Source organism: Streptomyces sp. FIT100 (assembly GCF_024584805.1).
GTDB lineage: Bacteria > Actinomycetota > Actinomycetes > Streptomycetales > Streptomycetaceae > Streptomyces.
The window spans coordinates 697,279-715,238 of the sequence record NZ_CP075715.1 but is presented as its reverse complement, the minus strand read 5'-3'; the positions used below and the strand labels follow the sequence as shown (position 1 = coordinate 715,238).

General features: G+C 71.0%; 18 protein-coding genes and 1 pseudogene. 10 read left to right on the top strand and 9 right to left on the bottom strand.

The features are described from left to right. Nucleotides 1-86: 86 nt before the first annotated feature. Nucleotides 87-992: an NAD(P)H-binding protein gene (locus KK483_RS02950; protein ID WP_262003451.1), complete on the bottom strand. Its 906-nt coding sequence runs from the start codon at nucleotides 990-992 to the stop codon at nucleotides 87-89. Nucleotides 993-1,143: 151 nt separating this feature from the next. Between KK483_RS02950 and KK483_RS02945 the strand changes: the two genes are divergently transcribed. After that, on the top strand, nucleotides 1,144-1,596 hold the full coding sequence (locus tag KK483_RS02945; RefSeq protein WP_262003450.1) for a MarR family winged helix-turn-helix transcriptional regulator: 453 nt from the start codon (nucleotides 1,144-1,146) through the stop codon (nucleotides 1,594-1,596). A gap of 416 nt (nucleotides 1,597-2,012) precedes the next feature. After that, the gene (locus tag KK483_RS02940; RefSeq protein ID WP_262003448.1) at nucleotides 2,013-2,486 is read left to right on the top strand and encodes a VOC family protein; all 474 of its coding nucleotides are present in this window, start codon (nucleotides 2,013-2,015) and stop codon (nucleotides 2,484-2,486) included. A 349-nt stretch (nucleotides 2,487-2,835) separates the two neighbouring features. Here KK483_RS02940 and KK483_RS02935 read toward each other — a convergent pair whose 3' ends face one another. Further along, complete coding sequence (locus KK483_RS02935; RefSeq protein WP_262003446.1) at nucleotides 2,836-3,495, bottom strand: RraA family protein; 660 nt, start codon at nucleotides 3,493-3,495, stop codon at nucleotides 2,836-2,838. Between the two features lie 280 nt (nucleotides 3,496-3,775). On the opposite strand from KK483_RS02935, the gene KK483_RS02930 reads away from it, so the two are divergent. From KK483_RS02930 to KK483_RS02900, 7 genes are all read left to right on the top strand, one after another. Next, complete coding sequence (locus tag KK483_RS02930; RefSeq protein WP_262003445.1) at nucleotides 3,776-4,798, top strand: LacI family DNA-binding transcriptional regulator; 1,023 nt, start codon at nucleotides 3,776-3,778, stop codon at nucleotides 4,796-4,798. Next, nucleotides 4,795-6,018: a sugar ABC transporter substrate-binding protein gene (locus tag KK483_RS02925; protein WP_262003443.1), complete on the top strand. Its 1,224-nt coding sequence runs from the start codon at nucleotides 4,795-4,797 to the stop codon at nucleotides 6,016-6,018. Before KK483_RS02930 ends, KK483_RS02925 begins: the two co-directional genes overlap by 4 nt. A gap of 21 nt (nucleotides 6,019-6,039) precedes the next feature. Further along, entirely contained in the window at nucleotides 6,040-6,984 is a 945-nt protein-coding gene (locus KK483_RS02920) for a carbohydrate ABC transporter permease (RefSeq protein ID WP_262003441.1), read from the top strand. Between the two features lie 6 nt (nucleotides 6,985-6,990). Then, on the top strand, nucleotides 6,991-7,824 hold the full coding sequence (locus tag KK483_RS02915; RefSeq protein WP_262003440.1) for a carbohydrate ABC transporter permease: 834 nt from the start codon (nucleotides 6,991-6,993) through the stop codon (nucleotides 7,822-7,824). A gap of 93 nt (nucleotides 7,825-7,917) precedes the next feature. Further along, nucleotides 7,918-9,960 carry a glycoside hydrolase family 31 protein gene (locus KK483_RS02910; protein ID WP_262003439.1) on the top strand — a complete coding sequence of 681 codons (2,043 nt, stop codon included), beginning with the start codon at nucleotides 7,918-7,920 and terminating at the stop codon, nucleotides 9,958-9,960. Between the two features lie 463 nt (nucleotides 9,961-10,423). Continuing rightward, nucleotides 10,424-10,561 (top strand): hypothetical protein, encoded by a 138-nt coding sequence (locus KK483_RS02905; protein WP_262003437.1) that lies wholly within the window; start codon nucleotides 10,424-10,426, stop codon nucleotides 10,559-10,561. Nucleotides 10,562-10,597: 36 nt separating this feature from the next. Next, on the top strand, nucleotides 10,598-11,137 hold the full coding sequence (locus tag KK483_RS02900) for a hypothetical protein (RefSeq protein ID WP_262003436.1): 540 nt from the start codon (nucleotides 10,598-10,600) through the stop codon (nucleotides 11,135-11,137). 241 nt (nucleotides 11,138-11,378) lie between these two features. Here the strand turns inward: KK483_RS02900 and KK483_RS02895 are convergent. From KK483_RS02895 to KK483_RS02870, 6 genes and pseudogenes are all read right to left on the bottom strand, one after another. Beyond that, nucleotides 11,379-11,735: pseudogene (locus tag KK483_RS02895) on the bottom strand (response regulator); the annotation flags it as partial. Nucleotides 11,736-11,800: 65 nt separating this feature from the next. Continuing rightward, nucleotides 11,801-11,965, bottom strand: coding sequence for a hypothetical protein (locus KK483_RS02890; RefSeq protein WP_242332541.1), 165 nt, complete (start codon nucleotides 11,963-11,965; stop codon nucleotides 11,801-11,803). Nucleotides 11,966-12,093: 128 nt separating this feature from the next. Further along, the gene (locus tag KK483_RS02885; protein WP_262003434.1) at nucleotides 12,094-13,062 is read right to left on the bottom strand and encodes a cytochrome c oxidase assembly protein; all 969 of its coding nucleotides are present in this window, start codon (nucleotides 13,060-13,062) and stop codon (nucleotides 12,094-12,096) included. A gap of 144 nt (nucleotides 13,063-13,206) precedes the next feature. Further along, nucleotides 13,207-14,232 (bottom strand): 6-phosphofructokinase, encoded by a 1,026-nt coding sequence (locus KK483_RS02880; protein ID WP_262003433.1) that lies wholly within the window; start codon nucleotides 14,230-14,232, stop codon nucleotides 13,207-13,209. A gap of 167 nt (nucleotides 14,233-14,399) precedes the next feature. Then, on the bottom strand, nucleotides 14,400-15,128 hold the full coding sequence (locus KK483_RS02875; RefSeq protein ID WP_262003432.1) for a type 1 glutamine amidotransferase: 729 nt from the start codon (nucleotides 15,126-15,128) through the stop codon (nucleotides 14,400-14,402). A gap of 26 nt (nucleotides 15,129-15,154) precedes the next feature. Further along, nucleotides 15,155-16,402, bottom strand: a complete 1,248-nt coding sequence (locus KK483_RS02870; RefSeq protein WP_262003431.1) for a MurT ligase domain-containing protein — start codon at nucleotides 16,400-16,402, stop codon at nucleotides 15,155-15,157. Nucleotides 16,403-16,505: 103 nt separating this feature from the next. Here KK483_RS02870 and def point away from each other — a divergent pair, with 103 nt between their 5' ends. Continuing rightward, nucleotides 16,506-17,048 (top strand): peptide deformylase, encoded by a 543-nt coding sequence (gene def, locus KK483_RS02865; RefSeq protein WP_262003429.1) that lies wholly within the window; start codon nucleotides 16,506-16,508, stop codon nucleotides 17,046-17,048. Between the two features lie 137 nt (nucleotides 17,049-17,185). Here def and KK483_RS02860 read toward each other — a convergent pair whose 3' ends face one another. Further along, nucleotides 17,186-17,833, bottom strand: a complete 648-nt coding sequence (locus tag KK483_RS02860) for a TetR/AcrR family transcriptional regulator (protein ID WP_262003428.1) — start codon at nucleotides 17,831-17,833, stop codon at nucleotides 17,186-17,188. Nucleotides 17,834-17,960: the final 127 nt, after the last annotated feature.

The following is a 17,960-nucleotide window of genomic DNA, read 5'->3' as shown; positions in this document are numbered from 1 at the left end:
GCGGCCGGTCGTCGCCGCAGAGCGTAATGCGGGAGCGGGGGCGAGTGTGGGACGAGCGTGACGCAGGGGGCGCGTGGTCCCGCGGCTCAGCCGAGATAGAAGTCCTTGCGAGCGGCCACGAACGCCTCGATCCTCTCGGCCGGCAGGCCCGTGACGCGTTCGACGGCGTCGGTCGCGCGGTCGTAGCGGTTCTCGCGGTGCAGCCGGGCCATGGTGGCGATGTGCTGTTCGGTGTGCGGCGGCAGACCGGCCTTGGCGAGTACGCCGGACCGCCACTGGTCCAGGGGCACGTCCACGTAGGCCACCGGCCGCCCGAGGGCCCGGGAGAACTCCTCGGCCATCTCGGTCATGTCGACCGTGCGTGGTCCGGTCAGCTCGTAGACGTGTCCGATGTGCGGGGCCGGGTCGCGGAGCACGGTGGAGACCACTCGGGCGACGTCGGCCACGGCGACCGGCGAGGTGCGTCCGGTGCCGAAGGGCAGCGCGATCGTGCCGTTCTCCCGGATCGACCGTGCCGCCAGCGTGGTGAACAGCGGGTTGTCGAGGAACGAGGTCGGTCGGATGTGCACCACCGGCAGGCCCGACCAGTTCAGCACCTGCTCCGCCAGCCAGTGCAGCCGCTGCTGGAAGGACTCCGCGGTGCTGGTGGCGGTCATCTGCGACACCGTCATCTGGGACATGCCGACCAGGCCGTCCAGCTCCCCGTGTTCGCGGGCCACGCTGGCCACCACGGTCGTCGCCAGCAGATGGTCCGGCGACACCGGCATCGCGAAGTACATCCTCGCGACCCCCTCCAGCGCAGCCGCTACGCTCTCGGGCCTGGTCAGATCGCCGAGGACGACCTCCGCCCCGCGTGCGCGCAGCCCTGCCGCACGATCGTCGTCACGGCGGACCAGCACGCGCACCGGCACGTCCTGGGCGCGCAGTTGGTCGAGGACCGCGCTGCCCACGTCACCGGCGTTGGCGATGAGAACGAGGTTGCCGGCAGCCATCGGTCGACCTCCGCCCTTCGATCGCCCCCGGGCCCCTTTTCAGCCTAGACAGGCGGGCGGGACCCCGCCTGCGGGAAGGCCGCGAGCTCGGCACCGTCGGCGATTACGAGCATGCACTCCTATTATGGGCGGGGGAACTCTGGAGGAGACCATGACCACTGCGCCGACGGATCTCGCCGACTCGTGCAACAACCTGGCTCTGCGGAAGGCGGCCCGGTACCTCGGTGCGACATACGACAAGGCGCTCGGCCCGGTCGGTCTTCGTGCGACGCAGTTCAGCATCCTGCAGAAGCTGAGCACTCACGGGGAAACGACGATCACCACCCTCGCCGACATGATCGCCATGGACCGTACGACCCTGGCCTCGAACCTCAAGCCGCTCGCGCGGGAGGGTCTGGTGACCGTCGAGCAGTCGGCGGCCGATCGCCGCGCACGGATCGTCACCGTCACGCCGGCCGGCCTGTCCCGGATGAGGGCGGCGGTGCCCCTGTGGAAAGCCGTGCAAGCCCAGTTCGAGGAGAAGTTCGGAGTGGGGGAGGCGGCCGGGCTGCGCGCCTCCCTGGAGGCCGTCCTCCATACCGGCTTCGAGCCCTGGGCCGAGTGAGGAACGAGGCGCGGAGCGCCACCGGGGTCGGCGATCTATCCTGGAACGGTCGGCCCCTCTCTCGCCTCTCGCCGCGATCACCGGTTCGACGGCGCGAACGGGCCGGTGGATGTCGTGATGCCGTGTGCCAGTGGTGCTCGTCGCACCGGCACACCCGGTCCCAGCTGCTGTGGAAAGGTTTCTTGCTCCGTGGCAAATAGGAGTATATGCTCCTATTCGTGGTCGGGTAGCTCCCGCGCCGTGCGGACAGTGCCGTCCGCGTACCGCGCCGCGACTCGGCGGTATCTGTCTGCGCACAGCGCGCGGGCATGCGCGACCGAGCGTCCGGAGCCGGCTCCGCCGTCCGGGACCACGTCGTGAACCGGTGACGCACAGGGTGCGGGATTCACCGATACTCAGAGAGAAGGACCCCCCACATGGATCTGAAGCTCGAACTCATCGTGCTGCCCGTCTCCGACATCGATCGGGCCAAGACCTTCTACGAGCAGGCGGGATTCCGCCTGGATCTCGACAAGGCCGTCAGTGAGGACTGGCGCGCGGTGCACTTCACGCCGCCCGGCTCCGAGTGCTCGATCATCTTCGGCCAGGGGCTCACCTCCGCCGCGCCGGGCTCGGTCCAGGGCCTGTACCTCATCGTCACCGACATCGAGCAGGCCCGCGCGGAGCTCGTCGGCCGTGGCATCGAGGTGAGCGAGGCATTCCACGACGGCGGAGGGCTCTTCTACCACGGCCACGAGGCCGGAGACCTCACCCACGGGGCCGAGGGCCAGGAGCGGGTCGCCGGCCCGCATCCCGACCGCGCCTCCTACGGCTCCTACGCCACTTTCAGCGACCCGGACGGCAACGGCTGGGTGCTCCAGGAGGTCACACAGCGGGCCCCTGGCCGCTGAAACCCCTCAGGAGGCCGACACACCGGCGCAGGACCGCCGGGTGCGGAGCCGCCGGGTGTGGAACCGCGGGGTGTGGAACCGCGGGGTGCGGGGTGCGCAGCCGCCGGGTGTGGAGGTGACCCTCCGCACCCGGCGGTCCTGTCGCCGCGGGGAGCCGTCCTCCCGGCATCGGTGAGTGCTCGTCCCCTCCCGCCCCTCCCGCCCCTCCCGCCCCTCCCGTCAGGCCCGGGAACGTCCGACCGAGGTGCACGCCCCGACCATCAGCGAGCGGCGAGGACGGTCGCGGCGCCGAACGCGCAGAGAACCGCGACGACGGGGGAGGACGCGACGACGGGGGAGGAGCGGCCCGCTACTGCCCGGATCCGCTGCCGGCGGGGCCTTCCTGACGGATTCCTTCGACGAAGGCCGCCTCGTCCTGCACGACGCGGTTGGCCTCTTCGAACACGCTGAGCACCTCTGCGGCGGGGATCACGGCAGCGCCGCACGCGTCCGCGAACACGTAGTCACCCGGGCGGACGGCCACACCGGCCACCACGACCGGCCGGTCGGCCTCGAACGGCGTCACCACGTCGCCGCCCCATTTGACCGTCTCCCCCCAGCAGTAGGCGGCGAAGCCGTAACTCGCGATCTGGGCGAAGTCCCGCAGACGTCCGTCGGCCAGGATGCCCGCAAGACCGTGCACGGCCAGTCGCGAGAGCTTGGCTCCGCCTCCGAGCGACACGTCCGTGTGCCCGTTGCCGGCCAGGACCAGCACCCGCCCCTGTGCACCATCTGCGATGGCGTCATTGAACAGGCGGTCGAAGTTGAACCGGTCGGGCGGGAGCGCCTTCTCGCAGGAAGGGAGATAGGACACCGTCACCGCGGGGCCCAGGAGGACACGGCCCGGAGTCGGGCTCACCAGGTCGTTGATGTGGCACCGGTGGCGGTGCATCCGTCCCATGGCATCGACGACGTCGGGGGTACGCACACGCGAGGCCAGTTCGTGCAGGCGGTCGGGCTTGTCTGCCATGAGGGCCTCCCGAGCCGACGTAGGGCCTCCCTTGATTTCACGGTACTCGTAAGCCCTCGGGAATTCCTGAGCACGAGAAGCGGCGTACCCCGGTGCTGCCGGGCGGCCACCGGGGGCAGATGGCGCGCGTCGAAATCGTCGAAACGGTCCGAGGGCTATGGACGCGATCGTTCACCCCTGCTTAACCTCACGCGGGCAGCTCAGGGGCGAGCCGCACATCCGTGTCGTCGAAACGGTTTCGACGATGCGCTCGCCTGCCGGTGCAGCGTGAGGAGAAGCCGTGGCGACGATCGTGGACGTGGCGCAACACGCGGGCGTCGCGGTCAGCACCGTCAGCTACGTCCTCAGCGGGAAACGGCCGATATCCGACGCGACCCGGAGCCGTGTGCTCGACGCCATCGCGGCCCTCGACTACCGGCCGACTCCGGGAGCACACCCGCCCCGCCGAACCGTCGGACTGGCCGTCAGCGTCCATGGCGGCGAACACCGGCCGCTCCTCGCCGAGTTCATGCTCGCGGCGAGCGTCGCCGCCCGCGGCCACCGGTGCAACGTCCTGCTGCTCACCGATCACCAGGGCAGCGACGACCTGCTCGACGCCGTGCAGGCCGCCCGGCTCGACGGGCTGGTCATGATGGACATCGGTGTGGCCGATCCCCGTCTCGACGTGGTCCGCCGCCTTTCCGTGCCCGCGGTGCTCATCGGGCTGCCCGCCAACCCCGCGGGTCTGCCCTGCGTGGACCTGGACTTCGAGGCCGCAGGACGGATGTGTGTGGACCATCTGACCGGCCTCGGCCATCGCGACATCGTCTTCGTCGGCGAACCCGCCGCTGTCTACCGGCACCGCGCGGGCTACGCGGAGCGCACCGCCGCGGGCGCTTTCGCCCAGGCCGCCGCCCGGGGAGCCAGGCTCACCCACCGTCCCTGCGAGGCGGACTGGGCCGGCACCGCGGGCACGGTCGCCAGAGTCCTTGCCGAACGCCCGGACGCCACCGCGCTCGTGGTGCAGAACGAGTCGGCCACCGCCCATCTCCCCGCGCTGCTGCGCAGCCACGGCCGTGCGGTGCCCGAGGACCTCTCGATGGTCGTGATCGGCTCGGACGCCGTCGCCACCGCGGGCGAACCGCAGCTGACCTCGATCGCCGTGCCCGCCGCCGAGATGGCCGCGCGCGCCGTCGACCTGCTGATGGACAACCTCGACCGCTCCACCACCGGCACCCCCGTGCTCCTGGAACCCCGACTCGCGGTCAGGGCCAGCACCCGCCCGGCACCCGTCCGCGGCGACGAGCCGAAGGAAGACCGATGAACCGACCCCTCGCCCGCGGTGCGCTGGCCTCCTGCGCCGCGTTCGCACTCGCCGTCAGCACCGTCGGCTGCGGACTGATCACGGCCGAGACCGGGCCCAACACCCTGACCGTCGCGGACTACTACACCTCCGAGCCCGGCAACACCGCGCTGACCAGCATCCTGCACGCCTGCGGGCGCGATCTCGGCGTCACCGTGGAGCGCGAGGTGATGCCGCGCTCCCAGCTCGTCCCGAAGCTGCTGCGCGACGGCGCCGCGCACACCCTCTCCGACCTGGTCCTCACCGACAACCCGGATCTCGCCAAGCTCGCATCGACCGGCGCGTTGCTCCGGCTCGACGGGAAGGTCGACACCGAGGGGTTCTACGAGAGTGTCCTGCAGGCGGGCAGCTACCAGGGCGAGCTCTACGGTGTCGCCCCCGGTGTCAACGGCCTCGCGCTCTTCTACGACAAGCGCGCCCTCGCGGACGAGGGCGTCGAACCGCCCACCACATGGGAGGAACTGCGCTCCACGGCAAGGAAACTGACCAAGGGGTACCGGCACGGCCTCGCGCTCTCCGCGATCGGCACCGAGGAAGGCACCTGGCAGTTCGAGCCGTTCCTGTGGGGCGCAGGCGGGGAACTCACCGACCTCGACTCACCGGCGGCCATCGAGGCGCTCACGTACTGGAAGTCCCTCTTCGACGACGGCTCGGTCTCCACGTCGGCGCTGAACTGGGAACAGGCCAATGCCGCCGACGCGTTCATCGGCGGCCACGCCGCCATGATGATCAACGGTTCCTGGCAGCTGGCATCGCTGGACTCCGAGACGCACCTCGACTACGGGGTCGTGCCGCTCCCGGTCAAGGAGGAGGGAGGCATGCCGGCCAGCCCCATGGGCGGCGAGACCTGGGCCGTACCCGAGGGCGGGAAGCAGGACCAGGCCGTGCGGCTCCTCGACTGCGTACTGAGCGACAAGAACATGCTCCAGTGGTCGCGGCTGCGGGCCGACGTGGCGAGCAAGCCGGCCGTCGCCCGCAAGCTGGTGAAGGAGCAGCCCGACCTCGCCCCGTTCGTGGCCAGCGCGCCAGGCGCCCGCGCCCGCACCGCCGTGCTCGGCACCCGCTACCCCGCGGTGTCCAAGGCCATATCGACCGCTCTGCAGCAGGTCGCCACCGGAAAGCTCACCCCCGCCGAGGCCATGGCCGCCGCCCAGCGCCAGGCCGACGCGGCCGACCACTGATCAGGCGAGGTGCGCACACCCATGACCATGACCCTCACCGAGCCGGCAGCGCCGGTGACCGGCCGCGCCACCGTCCGGCACCGTCGCGCCCAACGGATCGCCAAGCTCGGCTTCTACGTCCCCGCCCTGGTCTACCTCGCGGTCTTCTTCGGCTACCCCATCGTTGCCAACGTTGTCATGGCCTTCCAGGACTACACGGTGAGCTCGTTCTACCAGGGGGACGCCCCCTGGACCGGCTGGGACAACTACGCGGCCGTGTTCGGCAACGAGCTGTTCTCGGCCACCCTGTGGAACACCGCTGTCTTCACCCTCGCATCGCTGGCCTTCCAGTTCGCGATCGGGCTCGGCCTCGCCCTGTTCTTCCGCCGGCACTTCCCGCTCAGCGGGGTGCTGCGCGCCCTGCTGCTCCTGCCCTGGCTGCTGCCCCTCCTTGTCTCCGGGACCGTCTTCCGCTGGCTGCTGGACCAGGAATACGGCGTGCTCAACCACGTACTCCTCGGCCTGCATGTGATCGACGCCCCCGTCGGCTGGCTGGTCGATCCGGCCTACGCCATGACCGCCGTGGTCATCGCCAACATCTGGATCGGCATCCCCTTCAACATGGTGATTCTTTACGGCGGTCTCCAGACCATTCCCGAGCAGTTGTACGAGGCCGCCTCCCTGGACGGGGCGAGCGCCTGGCAGCGGTTCCGCAACGTCACCTGGCCGCTGCTCCGCCCGGTCACCACCGTGGTGCTGATGCTCGGACTGATCTACACCATCAAGGCGTTCGACGTGATCATGGTGCTCACCCAGGCAGGGCCCGCCGACGCGACCCAGCTGCTCTCCACCTGGTCCTACCAGCTCTCCTTCACCGAGCTGCACTTCGGCGAAGGTGCTGCCGTCGGCAACGTACTCGTCGTCATCGCCATGCTCTTCGCGCTGGTCTACCTGCGCGTGGTCCGTACCGAGCAGGACGGAAGGTAACCGAGGATGACCACCGCAACCGTCCCGTCGACGCGCCGCTGGGGCACGACCGCCCTCGCCGTCGCCCTCGTCGCCGTGCTGCTCTTCCCGCTCTACTGGATGTTCAACGCCTCGCTCCAGCCGAGCCACGAGCTGCTCTCCATCCCGCCCAGGTGGTTCCCGAGCGATCCCACGGCCGACGGCTACCGCGCCGCCTTCGACACCCAGGGCCGCCATCTGCTGATCAGCCTCTTCGTCGCCTGCGGCAACGTCCTGATCACCCTCGCCGTGGCCGCCCCGCTGGCCTGGGCCCTGGCGAGGTTCACGCTGCGCCACGCGGGACTCATCCTCTTCGTGCTGCTGATCGTCCAGATGATCCCCGGCATGGCGAAGGCCAACTCGCTGTTCGTGCTCTACAGCCACCTCGGGCTGCTGAACAACACCATCGGCCTGATGCTCGCCCAGTCCACGCTGTCGGTGCCGTTCGCCGCGATCCTGCTGCGCGCCTTCATGCAGAACCTGCCCAAGGAGGTCGTCGAGGCCGCAGCCCTCGACGGAGCCGGTCACTGGCGCACCTTTCTGCGCGTGGTGCTGCCGATGAGCCGCAACTCCGTGATCACCGCGGGGCTTTTCGCCTTCCTCTTCTCCTGGGCGGACTTCCTCTTCGCCATCACGCTCACCTCGCGCGACGCGGTGACCCCGGTCACCGTCGGCATCTACCGCTTCATCGGAGCCAACGCCGCCGACTGGAACGCGGTCATGGCCTCGGCCGTCATCGCCTCCGTACCCGCCGCGATCCTCCTGGTCATCGCCCAGCGCTACATCGCGGCCGGCATCACCGGCGGCTCCGTCAAGGACTGACGGGCCTTCTGCCCGTACGAACCCGCACCATCCACGGCACCATCCACGGCACCATCCAAGAACAGCCAAGAACAGCCAGGAACAGGGAGAACCATGTCCTTTCGGGAGCGCGACGGCGGCCTGGAGTGGAGCGGCAACCACGAGACCCTGCGGGTCGAGGCATGGGGCCCCGACGCGGTCCGGGTGCGGGCCACGCTCGGTGCACCGCGCGACGACATACCCGGCGCACTCCTCGACCGCCCGGCCGGGGCCAAGGCCGAGATCACCGTCCCGGACCTGCACGGCCTGACGGTGTTCAGCACCGGTCTCGGCTCGCCCACCGACCCGGTCGCGCCGGCCCGCCTGGTCAACGGACGGATCACCGCCGAGCTCACCGTCGACGGCGGGCTGCGCTTCGTGAGCACCGAGGACGGGCGTGAGCTGCTCGCCGAGCGCCGCGCGCACTTCTGGTGGCCCGGCACCCGCGTGTACACCCCCACGGGCAACGGCCACCATCGCCTGGAGCAGAACTTCGCCGCGTACGAGGGCGAACGACTGTACGGTCTCGGCCAGCACCAGCACGGACTGCTCGACCAGAAGGGCGCCGTGATCGACCTGGTGCAGCGCAACACCGAGGTCTCCATCCCGTTCGTCCTGTCCAGCCGCGGCTACGGCCTGCTCTGGAACAGCCCCGCGGTCGGCCGCGTCGAGCTGGCCGCCACCGGCACCCGCTGGGTCGCCGACAGCGCCCGCCAGATCGACTACTGGATCACGGCGGGGGACACGCCCGCCGATATCCTGCGCTCCTATGCCGACGCCACCGGGCACGCGCCCGAGTTCCCGGACTGGGGCACCGGGTTCTGGCAGTGCAAGCTGCGCTACAGGACACAGGAGGAACTGCTCGGCGTCGCCCGTGAGCACAAGCGCCGCGGGCTTCCGATGTCGGTCATCGTCTCCGACTTCTTCCACTGGCCCCACCTCGGCGACTGGAAGTTCGACACCGACGAGTGGCCCGACCCGGCCGCCATGGTCGCCGAACTCGACGAACTCGGCATCAAGCTGATGGTCTCCATCTGGCCTTCGGTCAACCGGCTCTCGGAGAACCACGACGAGATGGAGCGCCGCGGCCTGCTCGTGGCCAACGAGTTCGGCACCGCCGCCCACGCGCCCTTCATGGACAAGGGCTCACGGGCCAAGGCCATGGTCTCCTTCTACGATCCCACCAACCCCGAGGCCCGCGCGTTCGTCTGGTCCAAGGCGCAGCGGAACTACCAGTCCCTGGGCGTCAACCTGTGGTGGCTGGACGCCTGCGAGCCGGAGATGAATCCCGGTCACCCGGCCAACCTGCGCTACCACGCGGGACCCGGCCTCGAGGTCGCCAACCTCTACCCGAGGGAGAACGCCCGTACCTTCCACGAGGGCATGGCCGCGTCGGGCAACACCGACGGCATGTCGTTCAGCCGCTCGGCCTGGGCCGGCAGCCAGCGTTACGGAACGGCCGTGTGGTCGGGCGACATCGGCACGGACTTCGCCACGCTGCGCTCACAGATCACGGCCGGCCTCAACATCGGCCTGTCCGGCATCCCGTGGTGGACGACCGACATCGGAGGCTTCCACGGCGGCGACCCGGACGACCCGGCGTACCGCGAAGTCCTCGTCCGCTGGTTCCAGTTCGGCGCGTTCTGCCCGATCTTCCGGCTGCACGGTTTCCGGCTGCCGTGGCTGCCGCTCGGCGGGGAGATGACCGGCGGCCCCAACGAGGTGTGGTCCTACGGCGACGAGGCATACGCCATCCTGAGCCGGTACCTGAAGGTGCGGGAGCGGATCCGCCCGTACGTCGCCGACCAGATGCTGGTGGCCTCGCAGGAAGGGCTGCCGCCGATGCGCCCGCTGTTCCTGGAGTTCCCCGGGGACGAGGCCAGCTGGACCGTCACCGACCAGTTCCTGCTTGGTCCTGATCTCCTGGTCGCCCCCGTCACCGAGGCCGGTGCCACCCGCCGCGAGGTGTATCTGCCGGCGGGCGCCCGCTGGACCTGCGCCTGGACCGGCGAGCCGTACGAGGGCGCCGGCACGTACACGCTGGACGCGCCGCTCGACCGGATCCCGCTGCTGCTGCGGAACGGTGCGCGGCTGCCCATCGCCGAGTGGACCGGGTGAGACGAGCCGGCCTCGGCGCCCAGCGCGAGCGTGAACTGCTCGCCGCGCTCGACTGACGGCTTCGGCCCGTCCCGAAGGCGCCGCACCCGACGACGTCGCGGCCCTCGCGGCCCGAGGTCCCGGTGGCGTGGGGGGCCCGCCGATGGCGGAGCCTGCGCCGGCCGTGGACCGGGGGCGCGGCGAGCCCGGCGGCCGAACAGGCCGAAAGCCCGGGCCGCGCGGCGCCGGTCTCACTCGAATGGCCTATCGGCGTAGCCCGCGGTGTTGCCCCGGAAGCCCAGGTCGGCGCCCTGGACAGGCCCGCGTCGCGCCCGCCGCGCCGTACGCCGCAGCGTGCGCCGTGCTCCGTTCGGGCAGAAGCTGGGGCGAGGAACCGGGTGCCGGCGCGAGGAGGTGGCAAGCCGGGCAGTGGTGTCGTCGAGGTCGCGGAGACCGTGCACCCTGACTCCTCTGGGGAGACGCCATGGTCGTGATAGCCGTGCTGGTCCCGGTGTTGATGATGGTGCTGATGTTCGCCCTCGAGGTTTTGGAGGACGTGCTCTTTCCGCCGTCCGCGCCGGGGCATGACAGCGATGGTCCTGATGAGCAAGCGCCCGAGTGAGGCGCCGGTGTGTCGTCCGCACAGGAAGGGCAGCCCATGGGAGCGAATCCGACGCGTGGGGGCGGCACGACCGGGACGGGGCTGCTCGCGCGCTGGCACCAGGCGGCGGACCGGAACCTCACCCCGCTCCAGCGGTCGCTGCTGGTGACATGGATCGCCTTCGGCACGACCTTCGGGACCGTGCGGCTGATCACGCACGGCATCCGCGGCGGGTGGCTGCCCTGGGGGAACATCTCCGCGGGGGGCGAGCACATCCACCACTACAACTTCGGCATCGGCACCCTCGCCTGCGTCGGTCTGATCGCGGTCCGCGGAGACGAGCAGGCCGTCGGGCATCCCGCGGTCGCCGCCGCCTACGGATGCGGAACGGCGCTGATCGCCGACGAGTTCGCCCTGCTGCTCGACCTTCAGGACGTCTACTGGGCCAAGCAGGGGCGCATCAGCGTGGACGTGTCCTTCGGCATTCTGTCGGTACTCGGCACCTACCTGACCGCCAAGCCCTTCTGGCACGAGATCGGCCGCATCACGCGCCACCACGTCGCCGCCAAGGCGAGGCAGCTCTCCGCCGGCCAGTGAACCGCGGTCGCGGTCATCCGCCGACGGCGGAAGGCCCGCCGGCAACCGCCCGGCGGACCCTCCCTCCTTTCCGTTCCGGCGCCCCCGCGTACCGTCCCTGTCCGGCCCGGCGCCCCCGCGTACCGGCGCTCAGGCCGCGGCCAGCGCCTCGGTCGGGGGCAGCCGTACCGCCCGTACCGCCGGATAGATCCCCGCCAGAGCGCCGATGACCAGGGTGGCACCGACCCCGCCCGCCATCACCGTCGCCACCGGCCGTCAGGCCCCTGATCCGGTCGTCCACCGAGTCGCGTGCGGTGAGGAAGAGCACCGGTGCGTCCGTGCCCGCCGCGCGCAGCCGCCCCGCCACCTCGAACCCGTCGAGGTCGGGCAGCATCACATCGAGCACGACGAGGTCCGGCCGCCCCGATTCGGCGGCCGTGAGCGCCCCGAAGCCGGTGGCGGCGGTCGTGACCCGGAAGCCGACGAGCCGCAGGGTCTGGGACAGCAGGTCACGGATGTTCGGCTCGTCGTCGACGACGAGCACGGTGACGTCGCCCGAGGAGGGGCCGCCGGGAGAAGGGCCGCCGGGCGGAGGGCCGCCGGGGGAAGGGTCGCTCATGCGCCCATCCGTACCGGACGAACCTCAAAGAACCCTGAGAAGCGTGACCTCCGCCGGCCCCTGGATCACGTGGGCTTGGACGCCACCATCCCGATCGTGGCGAGACCCAGTACGATCCAGCCGAACCACAGCCAGCCGTTGCTCCCCAGCGCGACCGTGTAGGCCGTCACGACCACCAGGGTCGAGACGGTGAGCACACCCATCGTCTTCGTGGCACTCGAACCGGACATGCGCGTCCTCCTCCGGGCCGACGCGCCATCGCTGGAAGCCATGGCCAGGGCCGTGCAGCCATCGTGACCCCTGAGACGTGCCTCGCGCTACTGGCGGGCACGTACCAGGCGGGGGCCGCCGTGCGTGCTCAGCGTCCGCGCGCCTGGAGCGAGGCCAGATACGCGTTGTACGCCTCCAGCTCCCGGTCCCCGTCCCGGTCCGCCGCCCGGTCCTTGCGCACCGCCTGGCGCTGCTCGGAGCGGTACCACTGGAACACCAGCGCGATCAGCACCAGCACCGACGGGATCTCGCTGAACGCCCAGGCGATGCCGCCCGCCGCATTCTGGTCGGAGAGCGCGGTGATCCCGAGTGACGCGGGCGGGTTCTCGTACGCCTTCACCATCGGTGCGCTCGCCATCATCAGCGCGATGCCGAAGAAGGCGTGGAACGGCATCCCCGCGAACAGCTCCAGCATCCGCATCACATAGCCCGGCCGGTGCGGACCCGGGTCCACGCCCATGATCGGCCAGAAGAAGATCAGCCCGACGGCGAGGAAGTGCACCATCATCGCGATGTGCCCGGCCCTGGACCCCATGAGGAAGTCGAAGAGCGGCGTGAAGTAGAGCCCGTAGAGGCTCGCGATGAACATCGGGATCGTGAACGCCGGATGCGTGACGACCTTCATGTAGCGGCTGTGGAGCAGCGCGAGGAGCAGCTCGCGCGGGCCCTTCGCGCCGCGTCCCGCGACCGGCAGGGCGCGCAGCGCGAGCGTCACCGGGGCGCCGAGCAGCAGCAGGATCGGCGAGAGCATGCTGATCACCATGTGCTGCACCATGTGCACGCTAAACATGACCATGCCGTAGTCGTTGAGCGCGGTGCACATCACCAGCGCGATGCTCAGCACGCCGACGGTGAAGAAGACCGTCCGGCCGACCGGCCACGCGTCCCCGCGCCGCCGCAGCCGGACGACGCCCCACGCGTACAGGCCGAGCACGAGGAGGCAGCCGGCCAGGAAGACGGGGTCGCCGGAGAGCTCCAGGCCCCGCCCCAGCGTGAACGGCGGCAGATCCATCGGCATCCCGTGCCCACTGTGACCGCCGTGCCCGCTGTGATCCATCTGCCTGCCCTGCCCCTGGAGCGCCCTGATTCGTGCTGGTTGTCCGGACCAGACTAGAACCGCCCCCGGCCGCTGCTGCGACCGGGGGCGGTTCGTGACGTCCGGGGAGGTGTTCAGAGGGGAGGTGTCAGAGGTGTCAGAGGTTCAGAGGACGCACTCCGCCTCGGCGTACCGCTCGTCGGGAACCGTCTTCAGCGTTTCCACGGCCTGCGCCAGCGGCACCATCGTGATGTCCGTGCCGCGCAGCGCCGTCAGCATCCCGAACTCGCCGCGGTGCGCGGCCTCCACGGCGTGCCAGCCGAACCGGGTGGCGAGGACCCGGTCGTACGCGGTCGGCGTGCCGCCGCGCTGCACATGCCCGAGGATCACCGGCCGGGCCTCCTTGCCGAGCCGGTGCTCCAGCTCGACCGAGAGCTGCCGGGCGACACCCGCGAAGCGCTCGTGGCCGTAGATGTCCCGGCCGCCCTCGTCGAACTCCATCGTGCCCTCGCGCGGCTTGGCGCCCTCCGCGACCACGACGATCGCGAACCGCTTGCCCGCCTCGAAGCGCGCGCCGACCCGCTTGGTCAGCTCGTCGATGTCGAAGGGGCGCTCCGGCACGACGATGGCGTGCGCGCCGGCGGCCATGCCGGAGTGCAGGGCGATCCAGCCGGTGTGGCGGCCCATGACCTCGACGATCAGCACCCGCTGGTGCGACTCGGCGGTCGTCTTCAGCCGGTCCAGCGCCTCCGTCGCGACCCCGACGGCGGTGTCGAAGCCGAAGGTGACGTCGGTCGAGGCGATGTCGTTGTCGATGGTCTTCGGTACGCCGACGATCGGCAGCCCCGCCTCGGAGAGGAGGTTGGCGGCCTTCAGCGTGCCCTCGCCGCCGATCGGGATGATCGCGTCGAGGCCCAGCTCGGCGACGTGGCCCTTGGCGCGCTCGACGCCGTCGACCAGATGGGCCGGCTGCACCCGGGAGGAGCCGAGGATGGTGCCGCCGCGGGCCAGGATGCCCGCCACCGCGTCGAGGTCGAGCTTGCGGTAGTCGGCCTCCAGCAGGCCCTTCCAGCCGTCGTGGAAGCCGATGACCTCGTCGTCGTGGTCCACGACGGCGCGGTGCACGACGGAACGGATGACCGCGTTCAGACCGGGGCAGTCGCCGCCGGACGTGAGGACACCAATGCGCATGAGCCCGAATACCTTTGCAACGTGGGCCGACTCCCGGACCACGTCGTCCGGTTGGATCCCCGCCAGCCTACCGGCGGCAGGTGGCGGGGGCCGAACCGGACGTCCGCACCGTGGACACCGGATGTTCGTACGAATCCGCTTGCGGGACGGAGGCCGCCGGCCGCGGGTCAGGCCGGCTGGGTCGCCGCCGCGATGCGCTCGGCGCGCAGCGCCTCGTACCAGCGGTCGTCGGCCGGCGGCAGTGCGTTCACATCGAGCGCCAGCTTCAGCAGCAGATCCGCGATCTGCGGATTGCGGGCCATGACCGGGCCGTGCATGTACGTACCGAAGACGGTGTCGTTGTACGCGCCCTCGGTGCCGTCGCCCGTGCCGTTGCCCTTGCCGAACACGGTGCGTGCGAAGGGCCGGGCCGTCGGTCCCAGATGCGTGATGCCCTGGTGGTTCTCGAAGCCCGTCAGCTGCGGCAGGCCGAGCCGCGGGTCGATGTCGGCGAGGACGTCGCCGACGCACCGCTCGCCCTCGCCGCGCGTGGAGATCACGTCGAGCAGCCCGAGGCCGGGCTCGCGCTCGCCCAGGTCGTTGATGAACTCGTGGCCGAGGATCTGGTACCCGGCGCAGACCGAGAAGATGATCGCGCCGTTGGACGCGGCCCGGGAGAGGCCGCCGTCCCGGCGCAGCCGCTCCGCCGCGAGCCGCTGCGGCCGGTCCTCGCCGCCGCCGATCAGATAGATGTCGCCTGAGGTCGGCACCGGCTGGTCGCTGCGGACGTCGACGCGCGTGACGCCGAGTCGGCGCTGCCGGGCCCGGCGCTCCACGACCAGGGCGTTGCCCTGGTCCCCGTAGGTGCTGAGCAGGTCCGGGTAGACCCAGACCAGGCGCAGGCTGCTGTCGCTCATGCTCTCTTTTCCTCTGGTCTGCCGGCTCAGTTGCCGACGCGGCGGCGTACGTCCTGGAAGGCGGTGTAGTTGGCGATGAGCTCGATCCGCCCGGGCGGGGCGAGCTGCACGGCCTCCTCGACGGTGTCGCAGACCCGGAATTCCAGGCCCGCGACCTCGAGGCGGACGGCCAGGTCGAGCCTGCGGTCGCCGATCACCAGGATCGGGTGCCCGGCGAGCCGGGTGTAGTCGACGTCCCACAGCCAGGAGGTGTCCGTGCCGTCGGCGCCGCGGGCGTTGACGGAGAGGATCACCGGGGTCGGCGGCGGGTCGATCAGCGAGAACGTCTCCAGCCAGCCGGCCGGGTTCTTCGCCAGCAGCAGCCGCAGGTCGCGGCCGAGGAACGACACCACGTCGTACCGTCCGGCGACCGCCTGCACCTGGTACATGCGCTCCAGGGCGACCTGCGGCGGGACGCCGAAGACGGCGGCGACCGCGGCGGAGGTGGCGGCGTTGGCCTTGTTGGCGCGGCCCGGCAGCTGGAGGTGGATCGGCCAGGCCGAGCCGTGCGGGTCGAGTACGTGGTCGCCGCTCAGCGCCCAGCTCACCGGGGGCCGGCGGAAGCCGCACTCGCCGCAGTACCAGTCGTCGCCGGGGCGCTGCATCACACCGCCGCAGGACGGGCAGGACCAGGCGTCGTCCTTCCACTCCTGTCCGGCGGCCACCCACACCACGTTGGCGGAGGAGGACGCGGCCCAGACGATCAGCGGGTCGTCGGCGTTGGCGATGACGACGGCCTTGGTGCCGGAGAGGCCCTCGCGCCACTTCTCGGCGAGCATCCGGGTCTCGGCGGCGCGGTCGAGCTGGTCGCGGGAGAGGTTGAGCAGCGCGATGGCCTTGGGGGTGGTGTCGCGGGCGACCCCGGCCAGGTACTTCTCGTCGACCTCGATCACGCCGTACTTGGCGTCGGAGCCGCCGGCGAGCGCGGACGTGATGCCCGCGGGCATGTTCGCGCCCAGCGCGTTCGAGACGACCGGGCCGCTGGCGCGCAGCGCCTCGGCGATGAGCCGGGTGGTGGTCGTCTTGCCGTTCGTCGCCGACACCAGGATGACGTCGAGGTGGTGTGCCAGCCGACTCAGCAGATCCGGGTCGAGTTTCAGCGCCACCCGGCCGCCGATCACCGATCCGCTGCCACGTCCCGCTGCGCGCGACACCGCCGCTGCGGCCTTCCCTGCCGTCACGGCCAGCTTGGCCCGCGGCGACAGCGGCTCTGCGTTGCCAGGGTGTCCTGCCATCGTCCTTGATCCTCCTTGCGTCGGTCGGGGCTCAGCCTATCGAGATCCGGTCACGGGCCCGAACCGCGGTTCGCGCAGGTGGGCGGAACGTAACCTTGCCGGCATGCGAAACCGACCGATCCCCGGCAGTTCCGGGCGCGTCCGCGCCATGCGCCTGCTCGGTGACCCCGTTCTGCACGCGCCCTGCGAGGCGGTCACCGACTTCGGACCGTCGCTGGCGAGGCTGATCGAGGACATGTACGCGACAATGTACGCGGCCAACGGCGTCGGGCTCGCGGCGAACCAGGTCGGTGTGGGGCTGCGGGTCTTCGTCTACGACTGCCCCGACGACGAGGACGTGCGCCACCTCGGGCACGTGGTGAATCCGCGGCTCGTCGCCGCGGACGGGGTCGAGCTGCGCGGCCCCGAGGGCTGTCTGTCGCTGCCGGGGATCGAGGCGGGGACGCCCCGGTACGACCGCGCGGTCGTGGAGGGCGTGACGGCGGAGGGCGCGCCGGTGCGGGTGGAGGGCACCGGGTTCTTCGCGCGGTGCCTCCAGCACGAGTGCGACCACCTGGAGGGCGGGGTCTACCTGGACCGCGTCACCGGCTGGCGCCGCCGGCGCGCCCTGCGTGCGGTGGGCCGCACGGCGTGGGGGCGCCGGTAGCCCCGAACCGGGCTCCGCCCCCGAACCCCCGCTCCTCGATCGCCGGACGGGCTGGAACCCGGCCCGTCCGGCGATGGGGGAAACGGCCGAAGGCCGTACGGGGGTCCTGGCGCTGGGGGTCCTGGCGCCGGTCCCCGTCAGAAGCCCGGGCTGCCCGCGCGGTCCTCGGCCACCGACAGGCGGCCCCACAGCAGGTCCGCCAGGCTCCGGACCAACTGCTGCCGTGAGCACGGGCGTTCGCCCAGCCACCAGTCGCCGGCGCCGTGCATCATGCCGACGATGCCGTGGCCCCAGATCCGGGCCAGCTCGTCGCCGCCGGGACCGAGGTCGACGCGTTCGGCGATGACCTTCGCCAGCTCCTCGCCGAGTCGGCGCAGCAGCGGCGCCGAGTGGCGGCCGACGTCGAAGGTCTGCTCGGTCAGCTGGGGGTCGTCGGCGGGGTGCATCAGGAAGCGGTAGACCTGAGGCCGCGCCTCGATCGCCGCGAGGTAGGTGTCGAGCGTGTGCTCGACCCGCTCGCGCCGGTCGGAGCTGGCGTCGATCGCGGTGCGCAGTGCGTCCAGCAGTGCGTCGGTGTGCCGCTTGGCGAGGGCGCGGTAGAGTCCGCCCTTGTCACCGAAGTGCCGGTAGAGGATCGGCTTGGTGATCCCCGCCTCCGCCGCGATCGCGTTCATGGACGCCCCCGGCCCGTCCCTGAGCACCACACGGTCCGCGGCTTCGAGGAGTTCCCGTCGCCGCTGGTCCACCGACCGCTGCTGGTCGGTCTGCTGAGTCGTGGTCTCCATGGCGTCTCCCCGCCCTCGTTCTCCTGCGGCCTGCGAAACGTAACACTCCGCCGGGCTCGGGTGGCGATCGTGCCGATGGCGGTTGACAGCCCGTACCTGCCGGTAACAGACTGCGGTTACCGCTAGT